The sequence below is a fragment of the Haloarcula sp. 1CSR25-25 genome (assembly GCF_032027985.1).
Lineage (GTDB): Archaea > Halobacteriota > Halobacteria > Halobacteriales > Haloarculaceae > Haloarcula.
Genome location: NZ_JAHYBW010000001.1, coordinates 163,953 through 178,893 on the forward strand (window position 1 = coordinate 163,953; position 14,941 = coordinate 178,893).

A 14,941-nucleotide genomic window follows, 5' to 3' on the forward strand; every position below is an offset into this window, starting at 1 on the left:
TGTTGTATGGCATCATCACTTGCCGACGAACCATGTGAGGCCTGTACGTCAGATGACGAGCCACTCACGAGAGAAGCGTACACCGAGTACCTCACTGAAATCGACGATATCTGGGAGGTTGTAGACGGGCACCACCTGGAGGGTGCGTACCCCTTCGAGGATTTCCGTGATGCGCTCGAGTTCACGTATGAGATCGGAGAGCTTGCCGAAGAGGAGTGGCATCACCCCGATATACATCTTCAATGGGGCGAAGTACGAGTCGAAATGTGGACGCACAAAATCGACGGACTGCACAAGACTGACTTCGTGATGGCGGCGCGCATGGATCGGATTCATCAAGAGTACGCTCAAGCGTAACCACGGTCACCCACAGAGACGCTTTTCCAACAGGTCGGTCGTTGGAGACGAACGTGCGGGTAGCGGCAGTGCCGCATATTCGCCCTGTCTGGCACGCCGCCAGGAGCATCATCGCTGTTTAGCAGGTGGCGTGAGGCGCGCCCACACACTGCGCACCTGTTTGTACTCAGTCTGAACGGAGACTACTGTGACTTGCTATATGACACGCGTTACGCCGAAGTATCGTCAGCATCAAACAGTAGAATCCGTCCGTCGCTGTGAATACGAATCAGATACCCGCGGTACGCAAAGGTAACCCTTTGTCCGGCCGTACTCGTACCACCGTCTTGCCGGGAGCCAAACAGCAGTATCTCAACCGCTTCGGCATCGATACTCTCGTGTAGCGGGTCCTCCCGCAGCGCCGCCACTGGGCGCTCTTCCAGTACAGCCACCGCTTCCAGAATCGAGGCGATTAGCCCCTGATTGCTGTCCGGGTCGTATCGAGCATCGTGCAATGGGGACGCATTCCGGAAGGGTTCGTCACCCCCCTCTGTGGATCCACTCATCGTTCACTCAGGGCCAGTCCGGCGGGAGTTCGTCGGCGTGGTTCTCTATGAGGTCGAGCAGCGGCTTGATTTCGTCATACTGTGGCCCTTTCGAGATCGTTCCGCTGTCCCGATCCCATTCGATGTAGCCTGCCTCCTCCAACCTCGGAAGGTGGTTGTGAACGAGTTCCAGGTCACCGTCCTCCACCTGGTCCCCGCTGCGAAACAGGACATCAGCCTCGGTCTTCTCTCCGTCGTGTTTCAATGCCAGCAGGACCAGCCGTCGCTGGCGCTTCGAGAGGATTCCGATCTTGTCATCCATCCCAGCCTGTAACAGAATGTCTCGTTGCGGTGCTCCCATGATTTGGTAATCATTTGTCCATACTCATATGAAGGTACTGGCTATTCAGATTCGTGAGTTGATATCTTGAACACAGTCTGCCCATGAGAGTGTGACACCGCCCCGAAAGTGTCGGGAAGACGAACGATTGGGAGATACTCGCCACCCCGATGTGGCGAAATCCGTCACAGACGTAAGCCGACAGTGTGAGCCGGCATCGTCAGTGCCTGGTCGTTCTTCGAATGCTATCGGCCCGCGGGACTGCGGTGGACGCTTACACAACAGGTCCGTCTGTTGTGTTATCGGGTCGATGACTGCGGGAAACGGTACCGCTAATCAAGTCTAATGGTGACAATCAAATATGCAAAAGCGCTTTATCACCCAATAGCTACTGTTCGTAACAACTGAAGAATAGAATGGGTGACAAGAGAGAGGAGCATGTAGATACCGCAGAGGCACAAGAGGCGCTACGAAAGACGGAACAGCACTTGAATCTCGTACTGGAACTCGCCGGTATCACCGCTGCTCGGGTCGACACCGACCTCAGGCATACGTGGGTCAAAGACCAGGGGCCCAACAGTATCTCCGAGACAGAGGCGTTGGGAAAACGAGACGACGAGCTCTTTCCGCCTGACGTTGCCGAGCCGACGGTAGAGTTAAAGAAGGCAGTCATAGAGACCGGGAAGCCACTCACTCGAACAGTGACCTTCCAGAAATCGACGGGTGACCGGGTGTACAGCATCCGGGCTGAGCCGATGCGTGATAGCGAGGGCAACATCGAGGGTGTCATGCAGGCTGCAGTCGACATAACCGACGAGCAACGACAGCAAGAGCAGTTGAACGTGGCGACGCGGATGCTACGGCACAACCTTCGAAACAGAGTCACCACATTGCTGGGACAGGCGGAAATGCTAGATGAGCATCTGTCAAAGCTCCCTGACGACGATAAGCTGACTGAACTGCGAGATGTACTGGAGACCCTCGACGGGGGGATACAGGCGACAGACCCGGATTCCAGCCTGAAATCGAATCTGAATCCCCCACTCGTGGAGGCGAAACAACTCGCGGATGACCTCTCGGACCTCTCGAAGTCAAATGTCTCGGAGATGTCACAGACGATACGGCAAGTCACTAATCGACTGTACGACGTCACAGAGAAGGTCGACCGGTTCCTGATACTTGCCGATTCACACACGTACTACGACAGGACTGCGGGAACGGAACTGCGACCGACGCTAGAAGCAGTGCAAAAAGAAGTCACGCAGGCGTATCCGGACGCCGAGGTCAATATAGAGGGAGATATCGACACCACGGTGCTGGCACCATCCAACGAGCTCAGGATCGGACTCCTCGAACTTGTCGAGAACGCTATCGACCACAACGACCGCCCCGATCCGAGGGTGGAAATCCGCATTCGCACACAGGATGCCGATCGGGTCTTAGTACAAGTGGTCGATAACGGCCCGGGACTGCCGGTACACGAAGCCCGAGTTATAGAGGAGACAACGGAGGCGCCACTTGAACACGGCAGTGGGATGGGACTGTGGCTTGCACAGTGGGCGAGTCACAAAAACGGTGGGCCGCTCCAGATCGACGCCACCGAACAAGGCGGGACAGTGGTTTCACTCACACTCGCGACTGACAGCGACTGACAGGACGGGGTTCCGTTTTCAAGCGGAGAGAGTTCTGCTAACCGACTGACCGACCGTGTCGACTAAGTGTGGGTTCGAAAATGCTACCGGACCGGGACGCTTTCCGTCTCGGTCTGTGGTGGGGTGCTAGTTCCCCTGTGAGTCCCGTTTCGGAATGAGCCCCTGCGAGAGCAGGCGGCGCGCAATCACGATGAGACCGTTCCGGAACCCACCGCCAAAGACGGCCTGTTCTTCGTGCGTGTCGGGGACGAGTGTGCTGACGAGGATTGCCGACCGGTCCACGAGGAGGAGTCGTCCGATAGCGAGGTCGTCATCGGCGACACCCGCGGTGCGGAGCCAGTCGAGGCTCGACAGGAACGTCGTCGCTCGCGGAACGGCGCCGTGAATCCGCGCCTCGAGGTCCTCTGTGACCGCACCGACGAGCAGGTCGACGCGTTCGTTCAGGCCGTTGAGGCTCCCGACCAACTCGTCGGTCAACAGCGAGTCATCCCCGATGACCAACACCACCTCCTCGGTCGCGTCCCCGATGAGCGTGTTCGAACGGTTTGCTATCGCGTCTGTCCCCGACATGGTCCACACTTCCTGGACCGGTTCTCTTTGCTCGGAATCGAGTTTCTCGGCGTCCGCAAGTGCCGTTTCGAGCCGTTCGACGCGAGCCTCGTACTGGTCCCGGAGCGTTTCGGCCGCCTCCTCGAGCGGCACAGCGCGAAACCGCTGTGGACTCGAGTGCTGGATCTCGACGAGCCCCTGGGCTTCGAGGACACGGATTGCATCGTAGACGCGCGTCCGGGGGACGTCAGTGACCTCGCTGAGTTGTTTCGCCGTGCCCGTAGAGAGGCGTGCGAGGCCGACGAAGCACTTGGCTTCGTACTCTTTGAGGCCGAGTTGCTGGAGCATCTCGACCGCTTCGTTCAGTGTTTGATCTGTGCTCATGTGTCCCAACACACAGCCCGGACAGATTCGGGCACTTTCACAACATCGTTTCGCTGGGCAGATAGGCGTTGTCACTACTGGATGGAAAATGAACGTCTTTCGAGACCGGGGCCGACTGTAGCGTGTACAATCGGTATTCTGGCAGAAATCCACGGTAGATACTGTAAATCGCCGCATCACGAACAATTAGAACGCTACCAATCTGCACTGGGGTGTCTCTCCACGGCCCTATATTTCACCCTGTTAATCACAAAAGTATTATCGGCACTGGGGCTATACTCACCAGTCCGGCACGCGACTCGGAACTTGTGTCCCAACCACAACCCGATGCGTGCCGGTTCCTATCACCGTCAGTGGCTGGGATTTCACAGCACAGAGGCACCCGGATTATGGATACCAACTCGGACCCCGTTGATGATCCGCGCGCGGCGGCGATTGAACAGCTCGATGAGTTCGGGCTGAGTACCTACGCCGCCCGGACGTTCGTCGCCCTCGTGAGTCTCGGCACGAGCACCGCGAAAGACGTGAGCCAGGTCACAGAGGTCCCACGCACTCGCGTGTACGACGCCATCGACGAGTTACACGGGCAAGGGTTGGTCGACATTCAGCAGTCCTCACCCAAGGAGTTCTGGGCGATATCGGCCGACACAGCGAGCCGGAAGTTCGAACGCGAGATGGACTACCGGGTGTCGGTTCTCCGGACCGCACTGAACGAACTCCAGCCGGCCCAGCGCAGCGAGGAACAACGGGGCGTCTGGACGGTCGAGGGACAGGCTGCGGTCACTGACCGCGTGCTGGAGTTCGTGAACGGGGCAGACGACGAAATCGTCTACATGACTGTCGAGGAACTGCTCACCGAGGATATCATCGAGGCACTTCACGCTGCCGCGAAGCGAGGCGTGAGAATCAGCCTCGGCGGCGTGTCCTCGGATGTGCAGGCGCGGATTCAGGACGAGGTCCCCGGTGCAGACCGCTTTGACTCGCTGTGGGTCTGGTCGGACACGCCTGCCGGTCGGCTCATGATGGTCGACGGGGAACGAACGCTCGTGAGCGTCCTCGGTAACGGCGAGGACGCCGCTCCTACAGGTTCGCGGGCGGAGACGGCAATCTGGGGCGCAGGCGAGACCAACAGCCTCGTCGTGGTGCTGCGAGCGATTTTCACGTGGCGCTTGCAAAACGTCGGGGACGCCGAGACCGAATCAGAACGATGAACCCGGTACAGAGTTCAGGGGGAGAGACGGACGGAACCCTGACCGTACCTGTCTCCACCGGCCTTGCTCGACTGGTGGCCCCTCGACGGTCTCGGTGAGTTCGAGTATGCCCGGCTCGAGAGAGGAACGGGCGCTTTCAGGGGGGATTCTGGAACGGTCGCGTCGTGCTCGCCCGCGGACACATGTCTCGGGGATTCAGCCCATCTCGTGGTCCGGCCTCCCGAGTGTCTATAAGACGGTTCGGATGCTCCGTTACGCGGTGTTGCGGTCGTTGACGTCTTGCGAGCTCGTCTCACGGCGACCGGTTTCGAGCGGTTGGAGTGTGAGAAACTCCGCGTTGTCGATTGTGATCTGACACTTGCTATAGACAAAGGAGAGCCGTCCACCGGTTCGTTGCGTGCCGTCATACCGGGCGTCGAACAGGGCATCCAGTGCGTCGGTATCGACCACGTTCGCTAGCGGTGGGAGGGAGAGTGGGTCTCGGCCTTCGACAGCGCTCACCACCCGCACCACGGCCATACTCACCGATTCGTCCGTGCCGATTTCGGATTCCACACTGAGTCATAGTGCTGGGAAATTAAAACGGATATCGTATTTGACTCGAATAATCAAAACAACACTTCCGCGTGTTTTTGAGCCCCCAGGTCCGGTTTCAACAAGGCCGAGTTCCGGGACGGCAGAGATTGATCGACATGCGTTTCGCTCCGGGTCGAGAGCGCTGTCGTCGTTGCTTCTGAATGACGGTACCGATATCCGCTTCGCAACCACTGAGAACGGCGGTGTGAGGGAACTGAACCGAGCCAGTGGTTTCGGATAGTCACTACGAGATACAGTTATATGGTTAGCTCTCTAATAATTTATCGTGTACAGTTTTCTGTCCTGCCACAGGTCTGAGAGGGCATCAGCGAGGAATCGGCGACAGCCAACCACCTGACGATGACCACCGTTACAATCCGACCGGCGGTCGATGCCACAGAACTGTCCTCGACCGCCAGACTGATCGATACAGCCGCTGCGCCCGCTGTCACACAGGCCGGTGATGTCTTTCCACAGTCGGTCGCGAGCGGCGGACCGACGCCGACCGGAGTGATCCTCTGGACGCGAATCTCACCGGACCAGTACGAGCCCTCCGAAACACTCCGCCTCGAAGTCGCGACCGACGAGGACTTCGAGGAGCTCATCGTCCGCTCGGAGCTACCCGGCCCCGGTGTCAAAGCGACCGACAACTACACCATCCGGGTCGACCTCGACGGCCTCCTCGACCCCGACCGCGTCTACTACTACCGGTTCGGGTACAAGGGGGTACGCAGTCGAACGGGCCGGTGCCGGACGCTTCCGGCCTCGGACGACGCACTCGAATCGCTCCGGTTCGGCCTTCTGAACTGTCAGAACTACCAGAACGGCTACTTCGGAGCGATGGCTCACCTCGCCGAGGAAAACGTCGATTTCGTCCTCCATCTCGGCGATTACATCTACGAACACATCGCCGACGGCCCCCCGAACGGAAGCGACGGCCCGTACAGGGACAGAGGCATCGAACTGCCGGACGGGGACACGCTCCCGATGTGTCTCAACGACTTCCGCCGCATCTACGAGACGTACAAGAGAGACCCCCATCTGCAGAAACTCCACGAGCGCCACACCGTCATCCAGACGTGGGACGACCACGCCATCGCCAACGACCGCTACTGGGATTACGAGACCGACGCGCCGGTGTTTCCGAACCATCCCTGTGGCGACGTCCCGGAGTTCACCCGCTATCTCACCAAAGCCGGTATCCAGGCCTGGTGGGAGTTCATTCCCGCCCGCATCACGTACGACCCCGGGGCGGCGCACATCCACGACTCGTTCGACCTCTACCACGCTGTCCAGTTCGGCGACCTCGTGACGCTGCTCCTGACTGACGAACGCCTCTTCCGGAGCCATCCGGATTCGTTCGTCGACCGAGTCTGGACCCGGGGGGACTCGGAGCCGCCCGAGACGATGCTCGGCACGGCCCAGCGCGAGTGGTTCCTCACCGAACTCGAAGCGAGCGACACGCCCTGGACGGTGTGGGCGAACTCGGTACTGTTCACGCCGCTCGCGCTTGGCGCGAGGTGGATGACCCCCTGGGACGATTCGTGGGACGGCTTCGACGCGGAACGGCAGCGAATCCTGGAGACGTTCACGGAACTCGACCGAGACGGTGAGACGACCGTCGTGACGCTCACGGGCGATATGCATACGACACTCGCCACCTGTATCCGGGGGCAGGGCGCGGCCGCCGATCCCGTCGGGGTCGAGTTCATGACCCCCGGAGTGACGAGCGTGAACTTCGGCGAGAGTGTCAGGGAGCGAGTCGGCGGCGGCAGACGCGGTCGGCTCGCCGGTCGGATCGCCTCGAAAGCGATGGAGGCGGTGCTGATGGCATCGAATCCCGACTACGAGTTTCTCGACAGTTCCCACTGGGGCTACTCGGTTATCGAGTTCTCGCGCGATGCCTGTACCTGGGACGTCTACTGGGTCGACAAGACCGTCGACTCGGCCACGGCAGACCGCGAACACGTGTATCGAGTCCGCGTCCCCGCTGGAACGTACGAGATTCAAGCACACCACGGGGCTGTACCCGGGACCACGCCCCCCGGGACTGAGTAGCAAAACGGTGCGACTGGCTGCGACCGAGTTCGAACTGTTCCTCGAGCTAGTCCAGACCCACAGTGACCGGCTGCCGGATAGCTGTGTGTACCGTCTCGATGGAGAGTCGGGAGATGCACCGCTTCACTCACCGGAACAGAGTGCGGTACTTGACGAGTTCGGCGCTAATCTCCCGACTCTCCAGGAGCGCGAACCCGGCGACGATGATTCCAAAGCCGACGAGCGTCAGGGGATGGACGCGCTCGCCCAGCAGCAGCCACCCGATCGCCAGGGCGACGAGAGGGGTAAGATACGTCGTCAGGTTCGCCTTCAGCGGCCCCACCTCGCCCATCAGCACGAGATATGTCACGAGCCCGAACACCCCGATAAAGACGCTGAGATAGACGACCATCCCCACAGCCAGCGGCGTCAGCTGGACGGCCGCAACCGATTCGCCGACTGCGACCGAGAAGGCGACGTGGACGGTCCCCCCGAGCATCATCGCCCAGCCGGTGAGCGCCGGAATCGGCATAGATGGCTGGCTCCGTTGGACGAGGACGGCACCGAGTTCGACGACGGTTAGACCGACGAAAAAGAGCAGTTTCCCGACGAGTTCCGGGTCGAACAGGCTCGCCGGGTCCGGACGGATGACGACGGCGATTCCGACGAATCCCAGAAGTACACCGACGTAGTCGCGGCCGCCCAGTCGCTCCGCGGGGAGGAGCGGCCACGCCAGCACCGCGGTGACTATGGGGGCGAGGCTGAAGATGATGGCTGCGACGCCGGCGGTGATGAACTGCTGGGCGACGAACCCGATACCCGTCCCGCCGACCAGGAACACGCCCCCGGCAAGCACCGCTGTCACGTCCCGTCGAGAGCGGGGGTACCAGTACTCCGTCGTCGCGCCGACGTAGGTCAACAGAATGGCGGCGGCCAGGTAGCTCCGGCTCGCTGCGAACAACAGCGGCGGGATGAACGACAGGCCGGTTTTCACTGCCGGAAAGGCGGTTCCGAACAGGAGCGTGACGAGGAGGAACAGCCCGATTGTCCGGTTGCGTGACATGGATGAGTTACTCGTTCCGGGGGACCCCGACGAAGAAGTATCCGGTCCCTGCGGCTGTGGCGGTGACGGACCGACGGTCCGAGCGTGCGAGGAACACGCAGTGTAGCACATCTCGTGACGGTACTCGAGTTGAGAGTGCGAGTGTGGAAACGGCCGGACCGGAGTGTGGAGGGTCGCTGCGGTCGGGGTTCGCTCCGGTCGAGAGCCTGTGCTCACTCATCGTCTGTCAGAAGCGACGCTGTAAGGAACCGCGATTGTGCTGCCGATGCCTTCTCGAACGTCTCGCTGGGGTAGTACAGCAGCCCGAAGAGGCCACCGGGGAGCGCTACCCACTCTTTTGGCCCGGCCAACCGCTCGTACGCGTCCCGTGCCGCGGCGGGGGAGGACCGGGGCATCTCATCTTCGGGAGACACGACGAACGTGGCCGGACACGACACGTCCGAAGCGCACAGTCCGGGAGACCACTGGACGGGCTGGGTTGGACGGACGACCGTCACCTCGTTCGTCCAGTTCGTGTCAGAGCGAGTCCCGTACCCGGTGAACCATCGAAACGCCGGTTGCAGGGCGGAGGGGCGCCGATTCTGGTCATCCCACACGACCGGCATCGGTCCGCAGAACTCGTGTGCGGATGGCTCAACGGCCCCGGAGCGGACCTTCTGCCGGATCGATTCATGGTGCGGTCCATCGGGGTCGTCCAGCGACACCGCCACCCCGGGAGCCGGAACCTGAACGACCAGTGCTGCCACTCGTTCGTCGAGCGAGGCCACGACCAGCGGCCGCGGTGACGCCGCGTCGGGCGAGTAGTACCAGCCACTCGGCTCTGCACCGTCCGATTCGACGGTCACGTCTTGTCTCATCCGGCCCTCCACGGGACGGTCGAGGGCGGCGGAGACCCGGAGGTCGATAAGGAGGAGCCAGCCGGCGAGGCCGAGCGGTGCCTGAACGTGTCGGCCGACACGAGGCCGACTCCGGATACGTTGCCGCGTGCGCTCGGGCGATACATCCACCTGGCGAGGGCCCACACAGCGGCTCTTCGAGTTCGAAAGCCGTCTACTGACATCTCAGACTCGCCTCACCTGTATCTATTTCACTGAAACCACGTATAATGTTAACATTGTAATACCATAGTGCTGTGTTGAGGAACTGAGTCAACGCAGTTTCCGCTCGCCGACCGTCCGGAGCCACGCGTCAGAGACACTGTGAATCCGCTGTGTCTCATCCCAGACCTGCCGCGCTACGGAACGCTGGTGTCTGATACGAACCCGGAAGTGAGCCCCAGCGCAGCCACAGGGGGTCACTGCATCAGCCGGGCCGCGCTGGCGAAGACGGGACTGCGTCGGGGACCACGGGGTTTCAGGCCGGAAGGGCGCTTTCGGGGACCGTGCCGTCGTCGGACCAGCCGCGCGCGTCGTAGTACTCGTCGAGCGCTGCCTCGAACGACGGGAGTTCGTACGGGAGCGCGTCGTCTCCCCGGTCGAAGCCGCGCTGATTGTTGAAGTGGCGTTCGAGCGTCACGGTGCGAGCGCCGACGGCCAGCAGGTCCGCGAAGTCGGCATCGAAGAGTTGCTCGTAGCGCTCGGGCGTCATGAAGTCCCGCGAGAACTTGCAGACGACGCCGCTGTCGTTCAGCGCCATCAGGTTCTCCCGCTCGACCAGCACGTCGGCTTTCCCGAGTGTCCCTTCCGGGGCGACCGCCTGGTCGTCGGGGACGAGCGGGTACTCGACGGAGTAAAACGTCGCGTACATGTGGTCCGCGCCGCGGTTGGCGACGGCATACGAGAGCCCCTGCCCGTGGAGCACCCGGCCCTCGTGGGCGGCGAAGTCCATCCCCTTGACCGTCCAGTTCTCGACGCCGAGGTCGGCGTGACAGCGCTCGATGCCCTCCGCGAGCGTGTCGCCGATACCGTCGCGGTGAGCGATTTTCTCGACAGTCTCGTGAATCAGTTCGGTGTCGCCGAAGGCGTCCTCGCTGTCGAGGTAGGCCGCGACCGTGTTGCCCGCGGAGATGGCGTCCATCCCGAGGCGGTCACAGAGCTCGTTGGATTGCATCACGTCCACGATGTCGTCGACGCCGGAGTTCGACCCGAAGGCCATCGCCACCTCGAACTCGGGGCCTTCGGTCTCGACGCCACGCTCCTCGTCCCGCGTCGGGAGCTTGCAGGCGAAGGCACACGCAGAGCAGGTCCCCTTCTTGTACTTTTTCGCTTCGACGGCGTCGCCGTTGATGCCCTCCACGCCCGCGAAAGACTGCTCGGAGAAGTAGTAGGACGGGAGCCCGTTGACCTCGTTCGCCAGGTCCATCACGGAGACGGTTCCCTGCCGTTTCATGATGTGGTCCGCCGTCGCGGCCTCGCGGTGGATGTCCGTCTGCAACGCGGGAATCTCGATGGCTGGCGGGGACTCGCCCGCGAACGTGAGCGCCTTGACGTTTTTCGCACCCATGACCGCGCCGAGGCCGCCGCGGCCGAACGCCCGCTCCCCGCTTGTCATGATAGACGCGAACCGGACTCGGTTTTCGCCAGCCGGACCGACGACTGCTGTCTGGTCCGACTCGATACCGTGTTCGGCGTCCAGGTAGTCAAGCGTCTCGGGGACGGTCGCCCCGGCGAGGTCCGGGACGGCCTCGAACTCGACGCCGTCGTCGCGCACGTGGACGATGACGAGGTCGTCGCTCTCACCGGTGAGTTCCACGGCGCTGTACCCCGTATCGGCGAAGTTGCGGGACATGAACCCGCCGGCGTTCGAGGAGAGCAGTCCGTCGGTCAGGGGCGAGACGCCGGTGCAGTTCATCCGACCGGTGAAGCTCATCTGCGAGGCCTGCATCGGCCCCGTCGAGAACACCAGGCGGTTCTCCGGGCCGAGCGGGTCGGCGTCGAAGGGAATCCGCTCGTGGGCCAGCCGCGTCCCGACGCCGCGGCCGCCGAGATACTGTTCGAGGACGCCGTCGATCGCCTCCGTGCTGGTGTCGCCGGCAGTCAGGTCGACCGTCAGCAGCGGCCCCGTTGAGTGTATCATTAATGTCTCTCACACACACCACGAACTTAGCGGTTGTGCCAGTCGTCGATACCGGCGGATTAATCAGGGGACGGCGACGGGGTATTGCCATGGCCCCGCTGGTGACGACAGCACCGGACTCGCGCCGCTGGCCGGAGTCCCGTTCCCCGACCGGGAGCGCGTGTTCCCCGTCGGCCGAACGCGGACAGACTCGCAGGTGGACAGCCAATCGAAACCGCGGTCACCCCACCGCAGTCCGGTGGTATCGACCGGTTGCAGAGCTGCCGGCGTCGTCATGCTATAAGTGTGTGGGAAGCCAACATCGGACATAAGTTTCGAGGTAGATGTGAATGTCTTATGACGCAGATACCGATACGAGTACAGTATCGCGACGACGTGTCCTCAAGACGGCGGGCGCGTCGACGGTAGTGGCGCTCGCCGGCTGTAACACCGGAAGCGACGGAGAAGGGAGCGGTGAAAGCGGGGGCGGGCAGAGCCTCGACCCGGTTCGAGAGCGGGCGGAAGTCGCCGTGGACGACATCCAGGAAGGGGGGACACTCAGATTCGGCCTCGGGGCGGCCATCGACTCGTTCGACCCGTCCTACAGCACCAGCGCGCCGGCCGGGAACGTTCACGGACTGGTGTACGAGAGTCTCATCACACAGGACGCCGCGGGGACTGTATACCCGTGGCTCGCGCGGACGTGGGAGCGGGTGGACGTCCGGGAGGTCGAGGACGGGGCCTACGAGCCGTACATGGTGTCCGCGGAGACGGACGACGACGGGAACCTCGTCGCCGACGACCAGATCATCATCCGGAACCCCGACGCCGGCGAGGTCCTGACCGTCAACGAAGCGCCCGACGCCGTCGCGGACGGGACCTACGGGATACAGTACCAGGCCCAGCTGCACGAAGGGGTGACCTTCCACAACGGCGAGGAGATGACCGCGGAACACGTCGCCCGCTCCTACGAGGTCCTCGAGAACTCCTCGATTTCGGCCCAGACGTTCGACTCATTTCTCTACGCCGAGGCCGTCGACGACTACACCGTCAACATCTACGGGCAGGAGCCCGACGCCGAGGCCGACAGTCAGCTCCCGGCGACGGTCTACCCGATGGAGCACATCGAGGACTACCCCGACAGGGGGGCGGACCCGCGCAACGACCTGACGCCCATCGGGACCGGCCCCTTCGAGTTCGAGTCCTACGAGGCCGAACAGCGCGCCCAGTTCAGCACGTTCGAGGACTACTGGCTGGACGACCTCGGCCTCGACGCGCTGGAGTGGTGGGACGGCCCGGACGGGTTCCCGACGAGTCCGGTCGTCGACGAGGTCACGGTCTCTATCGTCCAGGACGACGCGACCCGGGCGGCCGCGCTCAACAGCAACGAGATAGACCTCACCTACGGGCTCACGAGCGACACGTACAGCGAGTACCGGAGTGCGGAGGACTACCGGCTCAGCGTGACCAACGCCGGGGCGTACAACTTCCTCCAGTACCCCGTCACGGTCTCGCCGTGGGACGACCCGCGCATCCGCCGGGGCGTCAATCAGCTGATTCCGCGCGAACAGATAGCGGAGAACATCTACAACGGGTACCGGAACCCGGCGTACACGCCGCTGCCCGAACTGGCCGCCGACGAAGGGTCGGCCGACTACGAGGCGCTGGTCGAGGAACTGCGCCCGCAGACCGAACAGGACACCGAGGCCGCGACCGAACTGCTGGGGGAGGCCGTCGACGACCTCGGCGTCGAGACGCCCATCGAGGCGACCATCGAGACCAACACCTCCGACGACCGCGTGCGCGAGGCCGAACTCATCGCCCAGGTGATGAGCAACACGGAGTTTTTCGACATCGACGTCGAGACCTTCGAGTTCACGACCTTCGTCCAGCGCATCCTCGGCCCGGAGTACTACCAGCAGGGCAACATCGTCCTCATCGGCCTCTCGGGGACGTTCAACCCCGGGAGCTTCTACGACGCCGTGAACTCCATCGACAACTTCGGCCAGTGCTGTAACTTCCAGCGGGTCGACACGCCGGACCTCGACGAAATCGCGACGGAGGCGCGGTTCTCGGTCGAGGCCGTCGAGGACCCGGCGTTCCGCGGCGAGCAGTACGACCAGGTGTGGCGTGGGCTCATCGAGCAGGCCCCCAACAGTTACACCGTCTTCGGGACGAACGTCTCGTCGCTGTCGACCGACTACGTCGGTCACAACACGTACACGTTCTCCAGTGGGATACTGCCCTACGGCCTGCACGACCCGACGGACCAGCAGGTCGCGTATCTTGACCGGGAGACATGAGCCTCAGACGCTTCGTCGCGGTCCGCGTGGCCGCGACGATACCGATACTGTTCGGCGTCTCGGTGTTCACCTTCGCGCTGGTCCACCTGACGCCGGGGGACCCCATCGACCAGATGGTCGCCCTGAACCCCCAGATATCGGCGGCCGAGGAGGCGGCGATACGCGCCAGGTACGGCCTCGACGGCCCCGTCTGGCAGCAGTACCTCACGTGGATGGGCAACGTCCTGCGGGGCGACCTCGGGACGGTCATCAGCGTCGACCAGGCCGTGCTGCCGTACATCATGGCCCGGCTCCCCGAAACCATCGCGCTGGGCCTGTTCGGCTGGGCCATCGCGCTGCTGATCGCCATCCCGACCGGTATCTACGCCGCGGTGAACAAGGACACGCTGGGCGATGACCTCTCGCGGGTGTTCGCCCTCTCGGGCATCTCCCTGCCGAACTTCTGGCTCGGCCTGATGCTCATCCTCGTGTTCGCGCTCTGGCTTGACCTGTGGCCCGTGCTGGCTCCGGACGAGCCGCTGCTTTCGGCCGAGATGCTGTGGTATCTCGTCCTCCCGGGGGTCACCATCGGGACGGCGTCGTCGGCGACGCTGATGCGCGTGATGCGGTCCTCGATGGCCGAGGAGATGAACAAGGAGTACGTCACGGCGGCGCGGGCGAAGGGGCTCCCCGAGCGGACGGTCGTCCTGAAACACGTCCTTCGGAACTCGCTCATCTCGGTGACCACCATCGCCGCGTTCCTGACCGCGAGCATCTTCGCCGGCGCCGTCGTCGTCGAGCAGGTGTTCGCCTGGCCCGGTCTGGGACGGGCCTTCGTCGGCGCCATCGTGGGCCGCGAGGTCGACCTCATCATGGCGATTACGCTGTTTACCGGCGTGACGATTATCTTCGCGAACCTGCTTGCAGATATCATGTACGCCCTGCTGGACCCGCGAATCCGCTACGACTAAT

At 62.6% G+C, this 14,941-nt stretch carries 13 protein-coding genes; 6 read left to right on the top strand and 7 right to left on the bottom strand.

The window, feature by feature from the left end:
- Positions 1-6 precede the first annotated feature (6 nt).
- Complete coding sequence (locus KZ498_RS00675; protein WP_312615956.1) at positions 7-357, top strand: 4a-hydroxytetrahydrobiopterin dehydratase; 351 nt, start codon at positions 7-9, stop codon at positions 355-357.
- A gap of 209 nt (positions 358-566) precedes the next feature.
- Here the strand turns inward: KZ498_RS00675 and KZ498_RS00680 are convergent, their stop codons facing one another.
- On the bottom strand, positions 567-902 hold the full coding sequence (locus KZ498_RS00680) for a HalOD1 output domain-containing protein (RefSeq protein ID WP_312615958.1): 336 nt from the start codon (positions 900-902) through the stop codon (positions 567-569).
- Between the two features lie 7 nt (positions 903-909).
- Positions 910-1,242 carry a hypothetical protein gene (locus tag KZ498_RS00685; protein ID WP_312615960.1) on the bottom strand — a complete coding sequence of 111 codons (333 nt, stop codon included), beginning with the start codon at positions 1,240-1,242 and terminating at the stop codon, positions 910-912.
- Positions 1,243-1,637: 395 nt separating this feature from the next.
- Between KZ498_RS00685 and KZ498_RS00690 the strand changes: the two genes are divergently transcribed.
- A complete protein-coding gene (locus KZ498_RS00690) occupies positions 1,638-2,873 on the top strand; it encodes an ATP-binding protein (protein WP_312615962.1) in 1,236 nt (411 codons plus the stop codon).
- Positions 2,874-2,999: 126 nt separating this feature from the next.
- Here the strand turns inward: KZ498_RS00690 and KZ498_RS00695 are convergent, their stop codons facing one another.
- Entirely contained in the window at positions 3,000-3,806 is an 807-nt protein-coding gene (locus tag KZ498_RS00695) for a helix-turn-helix domain-containing protein (protein WP_312615963.1), read from the bottom strand.
- Between the two features lie 389 nt (positions 3,807-4,195).
- Between KZ498_RS00695 and KZ498_RS00700 the strand changes: the two genes are divergently transcribed.
- A complete protein-coding gene (locus tag KZ498_RS00700; protein WP_312615964.1) occupies positions 4,196-5,017 on the top strand; it encodes a helix-turn-helix domain-containing protein in 822 nt (273 codons plus the stop codon).
- A 252-nt stretch (positions 5,018-5,269) separates the two neighbouring features.
- Here KZ498_RS00700 and KZ498_RS00705 read toward each other — a convergent pair whose 3' ends face one another.
- Entirely contained in the window at positions 5,270-5,572 is a 303-nt protein-coding gene (locus KZ498_RS00705) for a HalOD1 output domain-containing protein (RefSeq protein WP_312615966.1), read from the bottom strand.
- Positions 5,573-5,953: 381 nt separating this feature from the next.
- On the opposite strand from KZ498_RS00705, the gene KZ498_RS00710 reads away from it, so the two are divergent.
- On the top strand, positions 5,954-7,651 hold the full coding sequence (locus KZ498_RS00710) for an alkaline phosphatase D family protein (RefSeq protein WP_312615967.1): 1,698 nt from the start codon (positions 5,954-5,956) through the stop codon (positions 7,649-7,651).
- Between the two features lie 127 nt (positions 7,652-7,778).
- Here the strand turns inward: KZ498_RS00710 and KZ498_RS00715 are convergent, their stop codons facing one another.
- The 3 genes from KZ498_RS00715 to KZ498_RS00725 all read right to left on the bottom strand — a co-directional run bounded on the left by KZ498_RS00715 (position 7,779) and on the right by KZ498_RS00725 (position 11,708).
- Positions 7,779-8,693: a DMT family transporter gene (locus KZ498_RS00715; protein WP_312615969.1), complete on the bottom strand. Its 915-nt coding sequence runs from the start codon at positions 8,691-8,693 to the stop codon at positions 7,779-7,781.
- 212 nt (positions 8,694-8,905) lie between these two features.
- On the bottom strand, positions 8,906-9,700 hold the full coding sequence (locus KZ498_RS00720; protein WP_312615971.1) for a hypothetical protein: 795 nt from the start codon (positions 9,698-9,700) through the stop codon (positions 8,906-8,908).
- A gap of 346 nt (positions 9,701-10,046) precedes the next feature.
- Complete coding sequence (locus KZ498_RS00725) at positions 10,047-11,708, bottom strand: aldehyde ferredoxin oxidoreductase C-terminal domain-containing protein (protein WP_312615973.1); 1,662 nt, start codon at positions 11,706-11,708, stop codon at positions 10,047-10,049.
- A 329-nt stretch (positions 11,709-12,037) separates the two neighbouring features.
- Here KZ498_RS00725 and KZ498_RS00730 point away from each other — a divergent pair, with 329 nt between their 5' ends.
- Together KZ498_RS00730 and KZ498_RS00735 are read left to right on the top strand one after the other, a co-directional pair.
- Positions 12,038-13,990 carry an ABC transporter substrate-binding protein gene (locus KZ498_RS00730; RefSeq protein ID WP_312615974.1) on the top strand — a complete coding sequence of 651 codons (1,953 nt, stop codon included), beginning with the start codon at positions 12,038-12,040 and terminating at the stop codon, positions 13,988-13,990.
- On the top strand, positions 13,987-14,940 hold the full coding sequence (locus KZ498_RS00735; RefSeq protein WP_312615976.1) for an ABC transporter permease: 954 nt from the start codon (positions 13,987-13,989) through the stop codon (positions 14,938-14,940). Before KZ498_RS00730 ends, KZ498_RS00735 begins: the two co-directional genes overlap by 4 nt.
- The last annotated feature ends 1 nt before the right edge of the window (position 14,941 follow it).